The sequence below is a fragment of the Streptomyces sp. CS113 genome (assembly GCF_002188365.1).
Lineage (GTDB): Bacteria > Actinomycetota > Actinomycetes > Streptomycetales > Streptomycetaceae > Streptomyces > Streptomyces tendae.
This window is the reverse complement of record NZ_KZ195574.1, coordinates 1416425-1435538: the sequence shown is the minus strand read 5'-3', so window position 1 is coordinate 1435538 and position 19114 is coordinate 1416425. Positions and strand designations below refer to the sequence as shown.

Genomic DNA, 19114 nt, shown 5'->3' with positions numbered 1-19114 from the left:
GGCGGCCCCTTCCGCGTACCGCGGGAGGGGCCGCCCGGTCCGTGCGAGGAAGCGCCGCAGGATCATCCCTCGCCCAGCGGCCGGGGGTTGGGAGTGACGCGCTTGTTCTTCGGGCGCCCCGGAGGCGTCAGGAACAGAGCCACGAACCCGGCGAAGATCGAGATGCTGCCCGCCAGGCTGAAGGCGCCGTTGTAGCCCCAGACGCCGACGACCACGGACCCCATGCCCGCACCGAGGCCGGAGACGAGCTTGGAGCTGTAGACCATCCCGTAGTTGGTGGCGTTGTTGTTCTCGCCGAAGTAGTCCGCCGTCAGCGCCGCGAACATCGGGAAGATGGCACCGCCGCCGAAACCGGAGACGGCGGAGAAGACCAGGAACAACGGCAGGTTCTTGATCTCGGCCGACCAGATGATGCCGAACTGGGCGAGGCCGAGGATCGCGCACACGTAGAGCAGGCACTGCTTGCGACCGTACAGGTCGGAGAGCCAGCCGATGACGCCGCGACCGGTGCCGTTGACGATCGCCTTCAGCGACATGGCGGCGGCCACGATCCCGGCCGCGAAGCCCGCCTCCTCGCCGATGTCGACCTGGAAGGCGATGCCGAAGATGTTCACGCCGGAGGTGCAGGCGAGACAGAACCACATCAGGGCCACCCGGCCGGTCCTCCACGCCTCCATCGGGGAGTACTGCTTGACGGCGGGCGGGTTCTTCTCCAGCGAACGCCGGGCCCGCGGGTCGGCCGGCGGGTTCAGCGGGTCGATGGCGGCCGGCCACCAGTTCTTCGGCGGGTCCCGGAAGTAGAAGCCGGCGATCGCCACCATCGCCGCGAGGAAGACACCCGCGGCAACGAGCACCCAGCGGAAGTTGGAGGTGTCCATGTAGCCGTGGAAGATGAAGACGAACGGCACCGAACCGTAGGCGAAACCGCCGTTGACGAAGCCGGTCTTCCCGCCCCGGCGCTCCGGATACCACTTGCCGACCATGTTGACGCAGGTCGCGTACACCATGCCGGCGCCCATGCCGCTGAACACGCCGAAGCCGATGAAGGCGAGGGAGACGTGCGGCGCGAACGCCAGCGACAGGTAACCCAGCAGCGTGCCGGCCGAACCCAGCATCATCGCCCAGCGCGCCGGCAGCTTGCCGCTCTCGCGCAGCCGTCCCGCCGGGAAGGCGACCGCGGCCTGGCAGAACACCCAGGCGGTCATCATCCAGTAGATGCTGCCGCTGGACCAGTGGTGGGCCTCGTGCAGCGTGTCCTCGGCGGACGCGAACGCGTACTCGGCGGAGGAGATGCCCATCATCCCGATCCAGGGCAGGATCACCATCCACTTGCGCTTGCGCCCCATGATGTCGATGTCGGACTCGCCCACGCGGTAGACGCGTCCGTTCCTGTCGGTCACCTCCTGGTAGGCGGCGACCCGTGTGACATCGGTGGTTGTCATGTCGTTTGCACCCCTAGCGTCGAAAGATCTGGCCAGCGCCCCCTGTCCCATGCCTTTCGTGCGCGCGCGGGTCCCCGGGGCCGGCCGACGCGCACCCGTCGGCCGGCCCCTCGCCGTCTCACGTCATGAACCGCCCCCCAACAAGCCCGCGGCCCGCGCCCACCGGTACTTGGCGCCCAGCACCGCCACCGGCTTCTCGGTCGTGTACGGATACGCCACGACCCCGCGCTCGAAGAGGTACTGGCAGGCCTCCTCCACCTCCACGTCACCCGCGAGGGAGGCCACCACGGGCTTCTCGACGCCGCGTTCGCGGAACTCGGCCACCACGCGCGCGGTGAGTTCGGCGAACACCATGGGCGGCGTGACGATGGTGTGCCAGTAGCCGAGGACGAGCGCGTGGATCCGCGGGTCCTCCAGACCGAGCCGGATCGTCGCCTCGTACGTCGACGGCGGCTCGCCCCCGGTGATGTCCACCGGGTTGCCCGCCGCACCGAACGGCGGGATGAAGGCGCGGAACGCCGTGTCCAGGTCGGGCGGTATCTCCATCAGCGACAGCCCGTTGTCCGTCACCGCGTCGGAGAGCAGCACCCCGCTGCCGCCGGCGCCGGTGATGATGACCACGTTGTCGCCGCGGGGAGCGGGGAGCACCGGCAACGCGCGCGCGTACTCCAGCATCTCGTTCAGCCCGGGCGCCCGGATGACACCGGCCTGCCGCAGGACGTCGTCGTACACGGCGTCGTCCCCGGCGAGCGCCCCGGTGTGCGACCCGGCCGCCTTGGCGCCCGCGGCCGTACGGCCCGCCTTGAGCACCACGACCGGCTTCCTCGGCACGGTCGCCCGCGCCGCCTCGACGAAGGCGCGGCCGTCCTTGAGGTCCTCCAGGTGCATGGCGATGCAGTCGGTGTGCGGGTCCTCGCCGAACCAGGTCAGCAAGTCGTCCTCGTCCAGGTCCGACTTGTTGCCCAGCCCGACGATCGCCGACACGCCGGTCTTCGTGGTCCGCGCGAAGCCCAGGATCGCCATGCCGATGCCGCCCGACTGCGAGGTCAGCGCGACGCCGCCCTTGACGTCGTACGGCGTGCAGAACGTGGCGCACAGGTCCTGCCAGGTGGAGTAGTAGCCGTAGATGTTCGGGCCGAGCAGCCGGATGCCGTGCCGTTCGGCGACCGCCACGATCTCGTCCTGGAGGGCCTGCTCACCGGTCTCGGCGAAACCGGAGGGGATGAGCACGGCGTTGGGGATCCGCTTGCGTCCCACCTCCTCCAGGGCCGCCGCCACGAACCGCGCGGGGATCGCGAAGACCGCCACATCCACCTCACCGGGAACGTCGGTGACACTCTTGTACGCCTTGCGGCCCAAGATGTCATCGGCCTTCGGGTTCACCGGGTGGATCTCGCCCGCGAAACCGCCGTCGACGAGGTTGCGCATCACCGAGTTGCCGATCTTCCCCGGCTCGCCCGACGCGCCGATCACCGCCACCGAAGAGGGCTGCATCAGGCGGCGCATCGAGGTGAGGATCTCCTCGCGCGTGTACCGGCGCCGCTCCTTCGGCGTGTCGGTCGCCAGGATCACCCTGATGTCGGCGGCGACCGCCCCCTCGGGCGTGGCGATCACCGGGTTGAGGTCCACCTCGGCGATCTCCGGGAAGTCGGCGACCAGTTCGGAGACCCGGCGGATCTGCTCCGCCACCGCCCACCGGTCCACCCCGGCCTGCCCGCGCACCCCGCGCAGCACCTCGGCCGCCCGGATCGAGTCCAGCATGGACAGCGCCTCGTCCGGGTCCACGGGCGCGAGCCGGAACGTGACGTCCTTCAGCACCTCGACCAGCACCCCGCCGAGCCCGAACGCGACGACCTTCCCGAACGTCGGGTCGGTGACCGCCCCGACGATGACCTCCTGCCCCTGCGGCAGCAGCTCCTGGATCTGGACCCCTTCGATCCGCGCGGAGGCGTCGTACGCGCGCGCGTTGTCGACGATCCGGCAGAACGCCGCCCGCACGTCCGCAGCGCCCTCGACCCCGACGACCACGCCGCCGGCGTCGGTCTTGTGCAGGATGTCCGGCGAGACGATCTTCATCACCACCGGTCCGCCGAACCGGGCCGCGCACGCCACCGCCTCGTCCACGTCCCGCGCCAGCTCCTCGCCCGGCACGGCGATCCCGTAGGCGTCCGCGAGCACCTTGCCCTCGGGCGCGGTGAGCGCGGTGCGCCCCGCCGCCCGCACGGCGTCCAGGAGGCCGCGCACCCGCGCCCGGCGGTCCTCGGCCATCACGTCAGATCACCCCGCTCGACTTGAGCAGCCGCAGTTCCTCGTCGCCGAGGCCCAGCTCACCGACGTAGACCTCTTCGTTGTGCTCGCCGAGCAGCGGCGAACTGGTCACCCGCACCGGGGAGTCCGAGAGCTTGAGCGGGCTGCCCACGGTCACGAACTCGCCCCGCTCGGGATGGGGGACGGTGACGACCATCTCGTTGGCGACCAGGGAGTCGTCCTCGATGATCTCCTTGGTGGACAGGATCGGCCCGCACGGGATGTTGTGGGCGTTCAGCCGCTCCAGCACCTCCCACTTGGGCAGCGTGGACGACCACTCCTCGATGAGCTGGAACATCTTGTTCAGCTTCGGCAGCCGCGCCCGCGGCGTCGCCCACTCGGGGTCGTCGGCCAGCTCGGGCCTGCCGATCAGCTCACTGAGCGGCTGCCAGCCGACCGGCTGGACGATGACGTACACGTAGTCGTTCGGACCGCCCGGGGCGCACTTGACCGCCCAGCCCGGCTGCCCGCCGCCGGAGGCGTTCCCGGACCTGGGAACCTCGTCGCCGAAGTCCTCGTTGGGATATTCGGCGAGTGGACCATGGCTCAGGCGCTGCTGGTCGCGCAGCTTCACCCGGCAGAGGTTGAGCACCGCGTGCTGCATGGCCACGTTCACCCGCTGACCGCGTCCGGTGTGCTCCCGCTGGTAGAGGGCGGCGAGGATGCCCGCCACGACGTGGACGCCCGTGCCCGAGTCCCCGATCTGGGCCCCCGTCGCCAGCGGCGGCCCGTCCTCGAAACCGGTGGTGGACATCGATCCGCCCATGGCCTGCGCGACGACCTCGTACGCCTTGAACGCGGTGTACGGGCCCTCGCCGAACCCTTTGATGGAGGCGTAGACGATCCGTGGATTGATCTCCTTGATGCGGTCCCAGGTGAAGCCCATCCGGTCCACCGCGCCCGGGCCGAAGTTCTCGACCATGACGTCCGAGCGCCGGATCAGCTCAGTGAGGATCTCCTTGCCGCGTTCGGTCTTGGTGTTGAGGGTGATGCTGCGCTTGTTGCAGTTGAGCATCGTGAAGTAGAGGGAGTCGACGTCCGGCAGATCGCGCAGCTGGCTCCGCGTGATGTCGCCGTGCGGCGCCTCCAGCTTCACGACGTCCGCGCCGAGCCAGGCGAGCAGCTGGGTCGCCGAGGGCCCGGACTGCACATGCGTCATGTCCAGGACGCGGATGCCCTCAAGAGCCTTCGCTGTCATGGGACTTCACCTCACTTGTACATCGTCTGGTTCATGGTTCCGGGGGCGTACGCGTCCGGGTCCACCCAGACGTTGATCAGGGACGGCTTGCCGGACTCGCGGGCCCGGCGCAGCGCGGGGCCGATGTCGGCGGGGTCGCGGACCTCCTCGCCGTGGCCGCCCAGCATCCGGGCGAACTCGTCGTAGGGCACGTCGCCGAGGGTGTTGCCGACCCGTTCGCGCTCCTTGCCGTACTTGGCGGCCTGGCCGTAGCGGATCTGGTTCATCGAGGAGTTGTTGCCGACGATGCCGACGAAGGGGAGGTCGTAGCGGACGAGGGTCTCGAAGTCCCAGCCGGTGAGCGAGAAGGCGCCGTCGCCGAAGAGGGCGACGACCTCCTTGTCGGGCCGCGCCTGCTTGGCGGCCAGCACGAAGGGGACGCCGACGCCGAGCGTGCCGAGCGGTCCCGGGTCCATCCAGTGGCCGGGTGACTTGGGCTGCACGACCTGGCCGGAGAAGGTGACGATGTCGCCGCCGTCGCCGATGTAGACCGAGTCCTCGGTGAGGAAGTCGTTGATCTCGCTGACCAGCCGGTACGGGTGGATGGGGGAGGCGTCCGACCTGAGCTGCGGCAGCCGCTTGTCCAGCGCCGTCTGCTCGGCCGCGCGCAGCTCGTCCAGCCACTCCTTGCGCTTGGACGCGCCGCCGTTGAGCCGGCCCGACGCGGCCTCGGTGACCGACTTCAGGACCAGCCCCGCGTCGCCGACGATGCCGAGGTCGATGTCGCGGTTCTTGCCGACGGTGCGGTAGTCGAGGTCGATCTGCACGACGGTCGCGTCGGGGGAGAGCCGCTTGCCGTAGCCCATGCGGAAGTCGAAGGGCGTGCCGACGATGACGATGACGTCGGCGTTGGAGAAGGCGTAGCGGCGCGAGAGCTGGAAGTGGTGCGGGTCGCCGGGCGGCAGGGTGCCGCGGCCGGCGCCGTTCATGTACGCCGGGACGTTGAGCGTGCGGACCAGTTCGGCGGCGGCCCCGGTGGCGCGCGTCGTCCACACCTGGCTGCCCAGCAGAACGGCCGGCTTCTCGGCGTGCACCAGCAGGTCGGCGAGCTTCTCGACGGCCTCGGGGTCCCCGGCCGACCGGGTGGAGGCGCGGTAGGCCCCGGCCTGCGGCACCCGCGCCTTCTCCACCGGCACCTTGGCGTCCAGCACGTCGCGCGGGATCTCCAGGAAGGACGGCCCGGGCGCACCGTGGTAGCACTCGCGGAACGCCATCGAGACCATGTCGGCGGCGCGCGCGGTGTCCGGTACGGTCGCCGCGAACTTGGTGATCGGCGTCATCATGTCGACGTGCGGCAGGTCCTGGAGGGACCCCATCTTGTGCTGGGTGTGCGCGCCCTGACCGCCGATCAGCAGCATGGGCGACTCGGCTCGGAAGGCGTTGGCGACCCCGGTGACGGCGTCGGTGGTGCCCGGTCCCGCGGTGACCACCGCGCAGCCCGGCTTGCCGGTGATACGGGCGTATCCGTCGGCGGCGTGTGCGGCGACCTGCTCGTGGCGTACGTCGACGACCTCGATGCCCTCGTCGACGCAGCCGTCGTAGATGTCGATGATGTGGCCGCCGCACAGCGTGTAGATGCGGTCGACCCCCTCGGCCTTGAGTGCCTTGGCAACGAGGTGGCCGCCGGAGATGACGTCCTGGGTGTCGTCGGGCATGGCGAAGTCCTGTCCCTTCACGAGGGGTTGGGGCGCTCTCGCGGTACATTGCATACAGTCGACGAATACTGTATGAAGCTTGTTATCCCGCATCCGGTGGGTGGTGTCCAGGGGGCGTGCGGCACTTTCAGTCAGGAGCCGAAATGGACCTGTACGAACACCAGGCAAGGGAACTCTTCAAGGAACACGGGATCGTGGTGCCGAGGGCCGAGGTCACCGACTCGCCCGGGCGGGCCCGGGAGATCGCCCGAACACTCGGCGGACGCGCCGTCGTCAAGGCGCAGGTGAAGACCGGCGGGCGCGGCAAGGCGGGCGGCGTGCGGCTCGCCGCCGACCCCGCCGAGGCCGAGGAAGCGGCGCGGCACATCCTCGGCATGGACATCAAGGGACACACGGTCGGCACCGTCATGCTGGCCGAACCCTGCGACATCGAGCGGGAGTTCTACGTCTCCTACGTCCTCGACCGCACGACCGGGGGCTTCCTCGCCATCGCCTCCGCGGAGGGCGGCATGGAGATCGAGGAGGTCGCCGCCCGGCGGCCCGAGGCCGTGGCACGCATCCCCGTCGACCCCGCCACGGGCGTGCACACGGCCACCGCGGTACGCATCGCCGACGCCGCGGGGCTGCCCCCGCAGACCGTCGACACCCTGGTGCGGCTGTGGAAGGTCCTGGTCCGCGAGGACGCCCTCCTCGTCGAGGTCAACCCGCTGGTCAGGACGGTCGAGGGCCGGATCGTGGCCCTCGACGGCAAGGTCACCCTCGACGACAACGCCCTCTTCCGCCAGTCCCGCTGGGGCGAGGAACGGCCCACGTCCGACGACTCCCTGGAGGCGCGCGCCGGTGCCAAGGGCCTCAACTACGTCAAGCTGGACGGCGAGGTCGGCGTCATCGGCAACGGTGCCGGACTGGTCATGTCGACCCTCGACGTGGTCGCGGGCTGCGGCGCCCGACCCGCCAACTTCCTGGACATCGGCGGCGGGGCCTCCGCCCGGGTCATGGCCGACGGACTGTCGGTCGTCCTGTCCGACCCCGACGTGAAGTCCGTCCTCGTCAACGTCTTCGGCGGCATCACCGCCTGCGACGCGGTCGCCGACGGCATCGTCCGGGCCCTGGACGAGGTCCGGCCGACCAAGCCGCTCGTCGTCCGCCTCGACGGCAACAACGCCGCCCGCGGCCGGGCCCTCCTGGACGCACGCGCGCACCCGCTGGTCGAACAGGCCACCACCATGGACGGCGCCGCCCGCCGTGCCGCCCGACTCGCCACCGCGGCATCCACCGCCGGATAAGGAGACAGGACGACATGGCGATCTACCTCACCCAGGAGAGCAAGGTCCTCGTCCAGGGCATGACCGGCGCCGAGGGCATGAAGCACACCCGCCGCATGCTGGCCGCCGGCACCGACGTCGTCGGCGGCGTCAACCCGCGCAAGGCCGGCCGCACCGTCGACCTCGACGGCCGTGCCGTACCCGTCTTCGGGTCGGTCCGCGAGGGCATCGAGCGCACGGGCGCCGACGTCACCGTGGTCTTCGTGCCGCCCGCCTTCGCCAAGGCGGCGGTCGTGGAGGCCGCCGACGCCGGCATCGGCCTCGCGGTCGTCATCACCGAGGGCATCCCGGTGCACGACTCCGTCGCCCTCACCGCCCACGCCCGGACCAGGGGCACCCGCGTCATCGGCCCCAACTGCCCCGGCCTGATCACCCCCGGCCGGTCCAACGCCGGAATCATCCCGCCCGACATCACCAAGCCCGGCCGCATCGGCCTGGTCTCCAAGTCGGGCACGCTCACCTACCAGCTCATGTACGAACTGCGCGACATCGGCTTCTCCACCTGCGTCGGCATCGGCGGCGACCCGGTCGTCGGCACCAGCCACATCGACTGCCTCACCGCCTTCGAGGACGACCCCGACACCGAACTGGTCGTCCTCATCGGCGAGATCGGCGGCGACGCGGAGGAACGCGCGGCGGCCCACATCCGCGAGCACGTCACCAAACCCGTCGTCGCCTACATCGCCGGCTTCACCGCACCCGAGGGCAGGACCATGGGCCACGCCGGCGCCATCGTGTCCGGCTCCTCGGGTACGGCGCGGGCGAAGAAGGAGGCGCTGGAGGCGGCGGGCGTACGGGTCGGGAGCACACCGACCGAGACGGCACGGCACGTACTCGCCGTACTCGACGGAGCGGTGCGCGACAGCGCGGTGCGCGACGGAGCCCGCGCATGACGGCGGCCGGCGCGCAGGGCGCCGAAGCCCTCACCCTGAAGTCCGGCACCTCCTGGGCAAACGCCTGGCGGCGCTGCCGCACCGTCGCGCCCGAAGCGTTCCGCGACGACCGCGTGCTCAACCTCTGGGACGCCGGCTGGCGGGCGGACGGCCGGGTCCTGCCGGCCACCAGCCCGGTCGACGGCACCCCGATCGCCGGCCCGCCCCGGATCGACGCCGCCACCGCCCAGCACGCCGTACGCGCCTCGCTCGACCAGCACCGGGCCTGGCGCCACATTCCGCCGCCCGAGCGCCGCGCCCGCGTCGCCGCCACCCTCGACGCCCTCGCCCAGCACCGCGACCTGCTCGCGCTGCTGCTGGTCTGGGAGATCGGCAAACCCTGGCGGTCGGCGCGGGCCGACGTCGACCGCGCCGTCGACGGCGTGCGCTGGTACGTCGACGGCATCGACACCATGCTCGACGGACGGGCCCCGCTGGACGGCCCGGTCTCCAACATCGCCAGCTGGAACTACCCGATGAGCGTGCTCGTCCACGCCCTGCTGGTCCAGGCCCTGGCGGGCAACGCGGTCATCGCCAAGACCCCGACCGACGGCGGCGTCGCCTGCCTGACCCTGGCCTGCGCGCTCGCCGCCCGCGAGGGACTGCCCGTCACCCTCGTCAGCGGCAGCGGCGGCGAGCTGTCCCAGGCGCTGGTGCGCGCGCCCGAGATCGGCTGCGTCTCCTTCGTCGGCGGCCGGGACACGGGCGCCGCCGTCGCCACCGCCGTCGCCGACCTCGGCAAGCGGCACATCCTCGAACAGGAAGGACTCAACACCTGGGGCATCTGGAACTTCACCGACTGGGACGCGCTCACGCGCGTGGTCCCGAAACTCTTCGACTACGGCAAGCAACGCTGCACCGCCTACCCGCGGTTCGTCGTCCAGCGGCACCTGTTCGACGCGTTCCTCGCGGCGTACCTCCCAGCCGTGCGCACCCTGCGCGTCGGCCACCCGCTCGCCGTCGCCGCACCGGGCGACCCGTACCCGGCGCTGGACTTCGGCCCGGTGATCAACGCCGCCAAGGCCAAGGAACTCCACGACCAGGTCGCCGAGGCCGTCGACCGCGGCGCCGTCCCGCTGCACCGCGGCAACGCCGCCGACGCCCGCCTGCTGCCCGGCCAGGACACCTCGGCCTACGTCCAGCCGGTCACCCTGCTCAACCCGCCCCGGTCCTCGCCGCTGCACCACGCGGAACCCTTCGGCCCGGTCGACACCATCGTCCTGGTCGACACCGAGGCCGAGCTGCTCGCCGCGATGAACGCCTCCAACGGCGCGCTGGTCGCCACGCTGTCCACGGACGACCCGGCGACGTACGACAGGCTGGCGCCGCAGATCCGCGCGTTCAAGGTCGGCCACGGGGTGCCGCGCTCCCGCGGGGACCGCGACGAGCTGTTCGGCGGACACGGGGCGTCCTGGCGCGGCGCCTTCGTGGGCGGCGAGCTGCTGGTGCGCGCCGTGACGCACGGCCCGGCGGGGGAGCGGCTGCCGGGCAACTTCCCCGACCACCACCTCATGCCGTAAGGGGGCGAAGGGCGGCTGGTCCCGGGGCGGTCAGCCGATGCCCTGGCGGTCCGGCCGCAGGGCGAAGGCCCGGTCCGCCGGGGTCGGCGCGGTCCGCTCGACGGCCTGCCGCAGCAGTTCGCGCTGGCGCGACAGCGGTTCGCGCCGCTCCGGCGGCACGAGCCGCAGCAGGTCGTCGAGCCCCGCCACCAGACGCCGTGTGACCTGCGGCGACCCCACGGAGCAGGCCCGGACCTCGGCGAACCCCAGGTCCACCAGCTCCGCCCAGCCCGGCACGGGCTGCACCAGCCGGACCACGCCGCGCCGGTCCCGGTGCAGTACGGCGTCCAGCGGCCGCCGGGACAGCGTGGCCAGGATCTGCACGACCCGGTCCAGCGCCTGCACGGCGGTCGTCGGATCGTTCACCGCCGGGGACAGCGCGCGCAGTCCGATGTCGGAGAGCTGGCGCAGCCCGAACGCCAGGTCCTGGTGGAAGGTGCGTTCCACCCCCACGGACAGGGTGTACCGCAGCGCCCGGCGCGGCGGGGCCGCCCCGCCGTGCACGGCCAGCACCGGGGTGCCCGGCACCAGGAAGTCGCCGATCCGCGGGACCAGCCGCAGCACCACCCCGTGCCCTCTGGCCACCCGCACCAACCGGGCGACGTGCACGTCCCGCAGCACACCGCCCTGCCCGTCGTGGGCGACCCACGCCGTCACGGGCCCGAGGTCGGGCGCCCCGCCACCGTCCGCCGGCACGGGCATCAGCGCCGCCACCCGGAGGGACTCGGCGGCGATACGGGCGATCACATGGCTGACCCGCATCAGTCGCAGGGTGGCGTTCACGTACATCACGAAGAGCAGCAGGCTCAGCGCGACCATGAGCAGGGTGAGCACCGACTGCACCAGCGGGACGGCGGTGGCGGTGCGGGGATCGGCGTTGCTGTCGTAGCTGGTCAGGACGAGCAGCGTCAGCACGAAGGTGGCGAGGAAGACGGCGAAGGTCGCCTTGGTGATCCGGCTGCGGACGAAGAGCCGCACCACCCGCGGGGTGAACTGTCCGCTCGCCATCTGCACCGCGACCAGCGAAATGCTGAACACCACACCGATGAAGGTCATCATCGCCGAGCCGACCGCCGAGACCACCGTCTTCGCGTCGTCGGCGAAGCGCAGCAGCTCGGCGAGCGTGTCGTAGTCGCCGTCGTCCTGTAGCGAACGGACGAGCGCCGCGTCGAGCTCCTGGGCCACCAGCCAGACGACGAAGACGCCCACCATGGCCGCGGTGGGCGCGAACCAGAACGTGTCCCGCAGATGCTCCCTGAGCGGCGACAACGCCCGCGGCCGCCGCCGCGGAAGCGGGCCCTGCGTAACCATCCAGTCACTCATGGTGCGACCCTAGGCCCCGCCGAGCCGCCGGTCCCGGACCGCCGCTCAGGGGAACGGTGGGGGAAGGAAACGCAGGTGAAAGGCACCGCGAAAGCTTGGTATGGTTGTCCATGTCGCCGCGGGGGAGCACCTCCGCACCGCGACAGACACCTGGTCCGGGTGGCGGAATGGCAGACGCGCTAGCTTGAGGTGCTAGTGCCCTTTATCGGGCGTGGGGGTTCAAGTCCCCCCTCGGACACACAAGATCGAACAGAGATGCCGGCCGGGAGATGTCCCGGCCGGCATCTCTCGTTCTGTCTCGCCGGCCGCCGAAAATACGGTGCGGCTCCGATCCCGGCCTCCCTACACTCACCGTGACACCGAGACCGAGTGAGGGGAGCAGGGCCGTGCGCATCCGCACCGCACCCGTCGTTCCCCCGTCCCGGCACGAGGTGATCCTGGTGTCTTCGGCCGTCCGGTGCCCGCTGCGCGGCCGGCACCGGATGCCCGCGACGCACGTCTGACAGCCGACGTCCCTGGCCGGGAGCGTCCGGCACGTGCGTCGGGGGAGATCGCGCTGCCCTTCTCCGGTTCCTCCGAAAGGCTTCGGGCCATGCGCGCCAACCCGCTGACCACCGTTCGCAACCTGGGCATCCTCGCCCACGTCGACGCGGGCAAGACCACCGTCACCGAGCGGATCCTCTTCACCACCGGTACCACCCACAAGCGCGGCGAGGTCCACGACGGCACCACCGTCACCGACTTCGACCCGCAGGAACGCGACCGCGGCATCACCATCTTCGCCGCGGCCGTCAGCTGCACCTGGGCGGACCACCGGATCAACCTCATCGACACCCCGGGGCACGTCGACTTCGCCGACGAGGTCGAACGCTCCCTGCGCGTGCTGGACGGCGCGGTCGCCGTGTTCGACGCGGTGGCGGGAGTGGAACCGCAGAGCGAGTCCGTGTGGCGGCAGGCCGACCGGCACGGCGTACCCAGGATCGCGTTCGTCAACAAGATGGACCGGGCGGGCGCCGACCTCGACACCGCCGTCGCCTCCATCCGCGAGCGACTGCACCCCGTACCCCTGGTCGTGCAGCTGCCCATCGGCGCGGAGGACGGTTTCACCGGCGTCGTCGACCTGCCGCGCATGCGCGCCCTCGTATGGGCCGACGGCGCGGACACGGCCGAGGAGGGGCCGGTGCCCGACACCCTGCGCGAGGAGGCGGCACGCAGGCGGCGGCTGCTGGAGGAAGCGGTCGCCGAACGCCACCCGGCCGCGCTGGAGGAGTTCTGCGACCGGGAGACGCTCACCGCGGCCACCCTCACCGAAGCCTTGCGCGACCTGACGCGCACCGGCGACGGCGTGGTCGTGCTGTGCGGCTCGGCCTACCGCAACCGCGGCGTCGAACCGCTGCTGGACGCCGTGGTGGCGTACCTGCCCTCGCCGCTGGACGTGCCCGCGGTGCGCGGCACCCACGACGGCACGGAGCGGGAACGGCCCGCCGACCCGGCGGCACCGATGGCGGCACTGGCGTTCAAGGTGAACGCCACCCCGACGGGACGACTGACGTACCTGAGGGTCTACTCGGGCACGATCGAGAAGGGAGACGCCGTGTGGGACGCGGGTACGCGCCGCACCGAGCGCGTCGGCCGCATCCTGCGGGTCCGGGCCGACCGGCACGACCCGCTGGAGCGCGCGGTCGCCGGGGACATCGTCGCCGTGGTCGGGCTGAAGTCGGCCCGCGCCGGCTCGACCCTGTGCGCGCCGGACGCCCCGCTGCTCCTGGAACCCCCGGGCGGGCCCGAGCCCGTCGTGCACGTGGCGGTGGAGGCCCGGCGCGCCACCGACACCGACCGGCTGGCCTCGGCGCTCGCCCGGCTGACCGAGGAGGACCCCTCACTGGCCGTGCGGACCGACCCGGAGACGGGGCAGACCGTGCTGTCGGGCATGGGTGAACTGCACCTGGAGGTCGCCATGGAACGCGTACGGCGCGAGCACGGCCTCGAGGTCTCCGTGGGGCGCCCCGGCGTGGCCTACCGCGAGACGGTCGGCGAAGGGGTCGTCGACTTCGTGTACCGGCACGTCAAACAGGACGGCGGCGCCGGTCAGTTCGCGCACGTCGTGCTCGACGTGGAACCGTGGGAGCGGGACACCGAGGGCGGCGACGGGTTCGTGTTCCGGTCGGCCGTCGTCGGCGGGCGCGTGCCGCAGGAGTACGTCCGGGCCGTCGAGGCGGGCTGCCGGGACGCCCTCGCCGAGGGCCCGCTCGGCGGGCACCCGGTGACCGGCCTGAGGGTCACGCTCACCGACGGCCAGACCCATGTGAAGGACTCCTCGGACACGGCCTTCCGCACCGCCGGCCGGTTCGGTCTCCGCGACGCCCTGCGCGCCTCGGCGATGGTTCTGCTCGAACCGGTCGTGGAGGTCACCGTCACCGTGCCCGAGGACGGGCTCGGCGGCGTGCTCGGCGACCTCGCCGCGCGCCGCGGCCGGGTCACCGGCTCCGACACGCGGGGCGGTGCGGCGGTGGTCACGGCCACGGTCCCGCTGGCCGAGCTGTTCGGCTACGCGACCCGGCTGCGCAGCCGCACCCAGGGCCGCGGCACCTTCACCGCCCGGCCCACCGGTTACGCGCCGGCACCGGTCGCGACGGCCGGCACGACCACGCGGTAGGCGCGGCGCGGCACCTTCACGGCCCGGGCCCGTGGCGCGGCACCTTCACGCCCCGGGCCCGCGGCGCGCCACCCACACGCCCACGGCATGCGGCGCGGCACCCTTACGCCCCCGGGCACGAGGGCGCCGCGCCCTGGGCTCCCGTGCGGCGTCGGTCTTCGAGGCCCGGCCCCGTCCGCCCCGGCTACCCGTGCTCCGGAGTCGCCGCGCGGGGCGGCGCCGTAGAGGCGCGCACCACGAGTTCGGTGGCGAGCTCGATGTGGTGGGAATCGACCCGCTCACCGTTGGCGAGCCTCAGGGCGGTGCGCAGGGCGGCACCGCCCATCTCCCGCAGGGGCTGGCGGACGGTGGTGAGGGGCGGCGACGCCATCCGGGCCAGGCTCGTGTCGTCGAAACCCACCACACTCAGGTCCTCCGGGACGCGCAGACCCCGGGCACGGGCGGCCTCGACGACGCCGACGGCGATCTCGTCGTTGCCCGCGAAGACCGCGGTGGGTGGCTCCTCCAGGTCCAGCAGTGCCGCGGCTCCGAGCAGTCCGCTCTCGTAGGTGAACTCTCCCGGCCGGGTGTGGGCCTCGGGTACGGGCACGCCGCCCGCCTCCATGGCGGCGCGGAAGCCGTGCAGGCGTGCCTGGTTGCACACGGCCATGGCGGGTCCGCCGAGATAGGCGACCCGGCGGTGACCGAGGGAGAGCAGGTGCTGGGTCGCGGCCAGGCCGCCCGCGAAGTTGGTGGCCCCGACACTGTGGATCCGGCTGTCCGGCAGGTGCAACGGGTCCAGCACCACCAGCGGCAGCCCGGAGCGGGCCAGTTCGTTCAGGTGCGCCGCGGTGTACACGCTGGTGATCGCGATGACGGCACGACGCCCGGCCGACACCAGGTTCCGGGCCCAGTGCGGGGCAGCGGACGCCTTGCTGACCACCACCGAGGCCCCCGACTCGGAGGCCGCATCGACGATCCCTTCCAGGGTCTCGGCCACGTACGACTTCAGTCCGCCCCTGAACTGCACCTCGATGGTGGGGCTTTCCCCCGCGTCCGTGTGCCGGAACACGGGAGCGAGGTAGGCGTGCTCGTGCAGCAGTTCCTGTACCCGGGTGCGGGTGCCCGGAGCCACGTCACCGCGGCCGTTGACCACCTTGGACACCGTCGCCACGGACACCCCGGCCGCTCGTGCGATGTCCGCCAACGTGGTGCGCCTCGCGTCCGGTCGCATCGGTTCCCTCCCACGGGTACGTCCACCGTGTGGTGAGTCGCCGCTCGGGCGGCAACGCGGGTGGAACCGGTCAACAGTACGGCAACGCGACTCGTGTCACCTCACCTTCTCTGTCCAGTAGTCATGCCTTTCGAAACCCTTTCGGAGTTGTCGGGGCTCCTCGATGGTCGGCGAAGCCCAGTCGTAGCAACGGTTCTTGAAGCGGGAGAACGCTTCCGCACATGCCTTGACACCCTGTCAGTCTGCTCCCTAACTTGCATGAGCAGAGCTCGGAGAAGGCGATTTCGAAAACCTTTCACCACGAGTCACGAGAAGCCGACGGCTCTCGGGTGCGGAGAAAAGACATGGCGCTCTCCCGACGTACTCTCCTAGGCCTGGCCGCCGGTGTGCCGGTCTCCGCGGCGCTGGCGGCCTGCGGCTCGTCCGGACCCGGCACGAGCGGTGGCGGAGCCACGTACTGGTACCTGAACGGCCAACCGCAGGAAGGAGTCCGGGCCGGTGCGGTGGACGCCTTCAACAAGGCCCATCCGGACGGCCAAATCAAGGACACCACGTTCCAGAACGACGCCTACAAGACCAAGATCAAGACAGCCATCGGCGCGGGGCAGGCGCCCACCGTCATCTGGGGCTGGGGCGGCGGGACACTGCGCACCTACGCGGAAGCCGGCCAGGTCGACGACCTCACCTCGTGGTTCGACGAGCATCCCGAGGTCAAGAAGGCGCGGTTCCCGTCGTCCTTCGGCGCGGCGACCGTGGACGGCAAGATCTACGCGGTCCCGTGCGACGCCGTGCAGCCGATCGTCCTCTACTACAACAAGAGGGTCTTCGAGAAGGTCGGCGCGGAGCCGCCGGAGTCATGGGACGACATCATGGCGCTGGTGCCCCGGTTCAACGCGAAGGGCATAGCGCCGTTCTCCCTCGGTGGTCAGTCCCGGTGGACGAACATGATGTGGCTGGAGTTCCTGTTCGACCGCATCGGCGGTCCCGAGGTGTTCCAGGCCGTCATCGAGGGCGAGAAGGACGCCTGGTCGCACCCGGACGCCATCACCGCGCTGACCAGGGTGCAGGAACTGGTCGAGGCCGACGGGTTCATCAAGGGCTTCTCGTCCATCACCGCGGACTCCAACGCGGACCAGGCACTGCTCTACACCGACAAGGCCGCGATGATGCTGCACGGCGCGTGGTCGTACGGCATCCAGCAGGCCGACGGCGGCGACTTCGTCCCCAGCGGCGGCCTCGGCTACATGAACTTCCCGCCCGTCGACGGCGGCAAGGGCGATCCGGGCAACGCGGTCGGCAACCCCGCCCAGTACCTCTCCCTCTCCGCCAAGGCCACCGAGGAGGAGAAGAAGATCGCCAAGGAGTTCTTCGCGACCGGCGTCCTCCAGGACGCCGAGGTGCAGGCGTGGATCGACAACGGGTCCGTACCGGTCCGGGTCGGCACGGAGAAGCTCCTGGCCGCCTCCAAGAGCGCCGACTTCCTCCAGCTCAACTACGGCATCGCCAGCAAGGCCAAGACGTTCGTGCAGTCCTGGGACCAGGCCCTCAGCCCGACGGCCGCCGAGACGCTGCTGGACAACGTCGCCAAGCTGTTCCAGTTGTCCGTCTCGCCGCAGCAGTTCGCCGGCAACCTCAACGCGGTCATCGGCACATGAGCCCACACACGGGCCACGCGCCCGGCCGCCCACCGCGCAGCATCCTGCCGTGGCTGGCGACGCCGGCGCTGGTGGTCTTCGTCGGCTTCGCGGTGGTGCCGCTCGTCGGTGTCTTCGTGCTGAGCTTCACCACCTGGGACGGGATCGGCACCATCCACGGCTCGGGGCTGGACAGTTGGCGCGCGGTGCTCACCGACCCCGGGCTGCCGCACGCCCTGTGGGTGACGTTCCTGGTGATGGCCGTGTCCTGGGCCGTTCAGACGCCGCTGAGCATCCTGCTCGGCACGTTCCTGGCGGGCCGCCAGCGGTACCGCGCGGTGCTGGGCGTGGTCTACTTCATCCCCCTGATGCTCAGCTCCGCCGCCATCGCGATCGCCTACAAGGCGCTGCTGGACCCCAACTTCGGGCTCGGGGCGGGGCTGGGGCTCCCGCTGCTGGTCCAGGACTGGCTGGGGCGGCCGGGGCTCGCGTTCGGGGTCGTCGTCTTCGTCGTCTCCTGGCAGTTCGTCCCGTTCCATTCCCTGATCTACCAGGGCGGCGTCCAGCAGATCCCCAAGTCGCTCTACGAGGCGGCACAGCTGGACGGGGCGGGACGGATCCGGCAGTTCTTCAGCATCACCCTGCCCCAGCTGAAGTACACCGTCATCACCTCGTCCACGCTGATGGTGGTGGGGTCGCTGACCTTCTTCGACCTCATCTTCGTGCTGACCGAGGGCGGTCCCGGGGACGCCACCCGGGTGCTCGCACTGGACATGTACAAGCGGGGATTCCAGGCCAGCCTGATGGGACCGGCCAGCGCCATCGCGGTCATCCTGGTCCTGGTGGGTCTGGCCCTCGCGCTGCTGCTGCGCAGGCTCGGGGGCCGGGACGCCGGCGCGAGCCAACTCGAGGGGGCCTGAGGTGACCACCACACTGCCCGAGGCACGTCGGCCGGCCGAGGCCGCCGACCGCGACCGGCCGCACCGCGCGTCCCGGGTGACCGGCCGGCGCAACTGGGCCGGCGGCCTGGCGGGATGGCTCTGGCTGGTCGTCGTCGCCGTGCCCCTGTACTGGACCCTCATCACCAGCCTCAAGGCCCAGAGCCGCTACTACGCCGAGAACCCGCTGGTGCCTCCGGCCGATCCGACGCTGGACAACTACCGGCTGGTCATCGAGTCCGACTTCCTCCGCTACTTCGCGAACAGTGTCGTGGTCACGGTCGGCGCCGTGGTGCCGGCGGTCGTGTTCTCCTTCATGGCGGCCTACGCGATCGTCCGAGGCCGGCGCATGCGGGTACTGCGCGCGATGAACGGCCTGTTCCTCATGGGCCTCGCCATCCCGCTTCAGGCGACCGTGATCCCCGTCTACCTGATCATCATCAAGCTCCAGTTGTACGACAGCCTGCTGGCGTTGATCCTGCCGTCCATCGCCTTCGCCATCCCGCTGTCGGTGCTGGTGCTGGCCAACTTCGTCCGGGACGTGCCCAACGAACTGTTCGACTCGATGCGGGTCGACGGCGCCACCGAATGGACGACGATGTGGCGGCTGGCGGCACCGCTCACCCGACCGGCCGTACTCACCGTGACCATCTTCAACGCGCTGACCATCTGGAACGGATTCCTGCTGCCACTGGTGCTCACCCAGAGCCCGCAGCGCCGGACCCTGCCGCTCGCACTGTGGACCTTCCAGGGCCAGTACGGGGTCAACGTCCCCGCCGTCCTGGCCGCCGTCGTCCTCACCACCCTGCCCGTCCTGATCCTGTACGCGTTCGGCCGCCGCCAGTTGCTGAGCGGTCTGACCGCCGGATTCAGCCGCTGACCGATGCCGGCGC

General features: G+C 71.2%; 13 protein-coding genes and 1 tRNA gene. 8 read left to right on the top strand and 6 right to left on the bottom strand.

From position 1 onward, the window contains the following. Window positions 1–62: 62 nt before the first annotated feature. The 4 genes from B9W62_RS06155 to B9W62_RS06140 all read right to left on the bottom strand — a co-directional run bounded on the left by B9W62_RS06155 (window position 63) and on the right by B9W62_RS06140 (window position 6641). Complete coding sequence (locus tag B9W62_RS06155; protein ID WP_179235373.1) at window positions 63–1442, bottom strand: OFA family MFS transporter; 1380 nt, start codon at window positions 1440–1442, stop codon at window positions 63–65. Window positions 1443–1565: 123 nt separating this feature from the next. Then, window positions 1566–3710 (bottom strand): acetate--CoA ligase family protein, encoded by a 2145-nt coding sequence (locus B9W62_RS06150; RefSeq protein WP_087811770.1) that lies wholly within the window; start codon window positions 3708–3710, stop codon window positions 1566–1568. A 4-nt stretch (window positions 3711–3714) separates the two neighbouring features. Further along, on the bottom strand, window positions 3715–4947 hold the full coding sequence (gene frc / locus B9W62_RS06145) for a formyl-CoA transferase (protein WP_087805939.1): 1233 nt from the start codon (window positions 4945–4947) through the stop codon (window positions 3715–3717). A gap of 11 nt (window positions 4948–4958) precedes the next feature. Continuing rightward, entirely contained in the window at window positions 4959–6641 is a 1683-nt protein-coding gene (locus B9W62_RS06140) for a thiamine pyrophosphate-binding protein (protein WP_087811769.1), read from the bottom strand. A 143-nt stretch (window positions 6642–6784) separates the two neighbouring features. Between B9W62_RS06140 and sucC the strand changes: the two genes are divergently transcribed. The 3 genes from sucC to B9W62_RS06125 are packed head-to-tail and all read left to right on the top strand — an operon-like array spanning window position 6785 to window position 10418. Further along, a complete protein-coding gene (gene sucC / locus B9W62_RS06135) occupies window positions 6785–7927 on the top strand; it encodes an ADP-forming succinate--CoA ligase subunit beta (RefSeq protein WP_087805937.1) in 1143 nt (380 codons plus the stop codon). Window positions 7928–7941: 14 nt separating this feature from the next. Further along, on the top strand, window positions 7942–8859 hold the full coding sequence (sucD, locus tag B9W62_RS06130; RefSeq protein WP_087805935.1) for a succinate--CoA ligase subunit alpha: 918 nt from the start codon (window positions 7942–7944) through the stop codon (window positions 8857–8859). Next, window positions 8856–10418: an aldehyde dehydrogenase family protein gene (locus B9W62_RS06125; RefSeq protein ID WP_087805932.1), complete on the top strand. Its 1563-nt coding sequence runs from the start codon at window positions 8856–8858 to the stop codon at window positions 10416–10418. Before sucD ends, B9W62_RS06125 begins: the two co-directional genes overlap by 4 nt. Before the next feature lie 30 nt (window positions 10419–10448). Here the strand turns inward: B9W62_RS06125 and B9W62_RS06120 are convergent, their stop codons facing one another. Continuing rightward, entirely contained in the window at window positions 10449–11780 is a 1332-nt protein-coding gene (locus B9W62_RS06120) for a DUF2254 domain-containing protein (RefSeq protein WP_087805930.1), read from the bottom strand. A 153-nt stretch (window positions 11781–11933) separates the two neighbouring features. Between B9W62_RS06120 and B9W62_RS06115 the strand changes: the two genes are divergently transcribed. Together B9W62_RS06115 and fusA are read left to right on the top strand one after the other, a co-directional pair. Then, window positions 11934–12018: transfer RNA gene (locus B9W62_RS06115), tRNA-Leu, on the top strand. A gap of 354 nt (window positions 12019–12372) precedes the next feature. Then, complete coding sequence (fusA, locus tag B9W62_RS06110; RefSeq protein ID WP_087805928.1) at window positions 12373–14436, top strand: elongation factor G; 2064 nt, start codon at window positions 12373–12375, stop codon at window positions 14434–14436. 184 nt (window positions 14437–14620) lie between these two features. Here fusA and B9W62_RS06105 read toward each other — a convergent pair whose 3' ends face one another. After that, window positions 14621–15649: a LacI family DNA-binding transcriptional regulator gene (locus B9W62_RS06105; protein WP_087805926.1), complete on the bottom strand. Its 1029-nt coding sequence runs from the start codon at window positions 15647–15649 to the stop codon at window positions 14621–14623. 344 nt (window positions 15650–15993) lie between these two features. Between B9W62_RS06105 and B9W62_RS06100 the strand changes: the two genes are divergently transcribed. From B9W62_RS06100 to B9W62_RS06090, 3 genes are read left to right on the top strand one after another with little or no spacing between them, the layout of a single operon-like run. After that, on the top strand, window positions 15994–17304 hold the full coding sequence (locus B9W62_RS06100) for an extracellular solute-binding protein (protein ID WP_087805924.1): 1311 nt from the start codon (window positions 15994–15996) through the stop codon (window positions 17302–17304). Then, on the top strand, window positions 17301–18203 hold the full coding sequence (locus B9W62_RS06095) for a carbohydrate ABC transporter permease (protein ID WP_087805922.1): 903 nt from the start codon (window positions 17301–17303) through the stop codon (window positions 18201–18203). Before B9W62_RS06100 ends, B9W62_RS06095 begins: the two co-directional genes overlap by 4 nt. 1 nt (window position 18204) lies before the next feature. After that, a complete protein-coding gene (locus tag B9W62_RS06090) occupies window positions 18205–19101 on the top strand; it encodes a carbohydrate ABC transporter permease (protein WP_087805920.1) in 897 nt (298 codons plus the stop codon). Window positions 19102–19114 lie beyond the last annotated feature (13 nt).

Bases quoted from the DNA above. Each gene is read 5' to 3' on its own strand.
- B9W62_RS06095 (WP_087805922.1), top strand. From the start codon at position 17,301: ATGAGCCCACACACGGGCCACGCGCCCGGCCGCCCACCGCGCAGCATC.
- frc (WP_087805939.1), bottom strand. From the start codon at position 4,947: ATGACAGCGAAGGCTCTTGAGGGCATCCGCGTCCTGGACATGACGCAT.
- B9W62_RS06100 (WP_087805924.1), top strand. From the start codon at position 15,994: ATGGCGCTCTCCCGACGTACTCTCCTAGGCCTGGCCGCCGGTGTGCCG.
- B9W62_RS06150 (WP_087811770.1), bottom strand. From the start codon at position 3,710: ATGGCCGAGGACCGCCGGGCGCGGGTGCGCGGCCTCCTGGACGCCGTG.
- B9W62_RS06140 (WP_087811769.1), bottom strand. From the start codon at position 6,641: ATGCCCGACGACACCCAGGACGTCATCTCCGGCGGCCACCTCGTTGCC.
- B9W62_RS06125 (WP_087805932.1), top strand. From the start codon at position 8,856: ATGACGGCGGCCGGCGCGCAGGGCGCCGAAGCCCTCACCCTGAAGTCC.
- fusA (WP_087805928.1), top strand. From the start codon at position 12,373: ATGCGCGCCAACCCGCTGACCACCGTTCGCAACCTGGGCATCCTCGCC.
- sucD (WP_087805935.1), top strand. From the start codon at position 7,942: ATGGCGATCTACCTCACCCAGGAGAGCAAGGTCCTCGTCCAGGGCATG.
- B9W62_RS06155 (WP_179235373.1), bottom strand. From the start codon at position 1,442: ATGACAACCACCGATGTCACACGGGTCGCCGCCTACCAGGAGGTGACC.
- sucC (WP_087805937.1), top strand. From the start codon at position 6,785: ATGGACCTGTACGAACACCAGGCAAGGGAACTCTTCAAGGAACACGGG.
- B9W62_RS06105 (WP_087805926.1), bottom strand. From the start codon at position 15,649: ATGCGACCGGACGCGAGGCGCACCACGTTGGCGGACATCGCACGAGCG.
- B9W62_RS06120 (WP_087805930.1), bottom strand. From the start codon at position 11,780: ATGAGTGACTGGATGGTTACGCAGGGCCCGCTTCCGCGGCGGCGGCCG.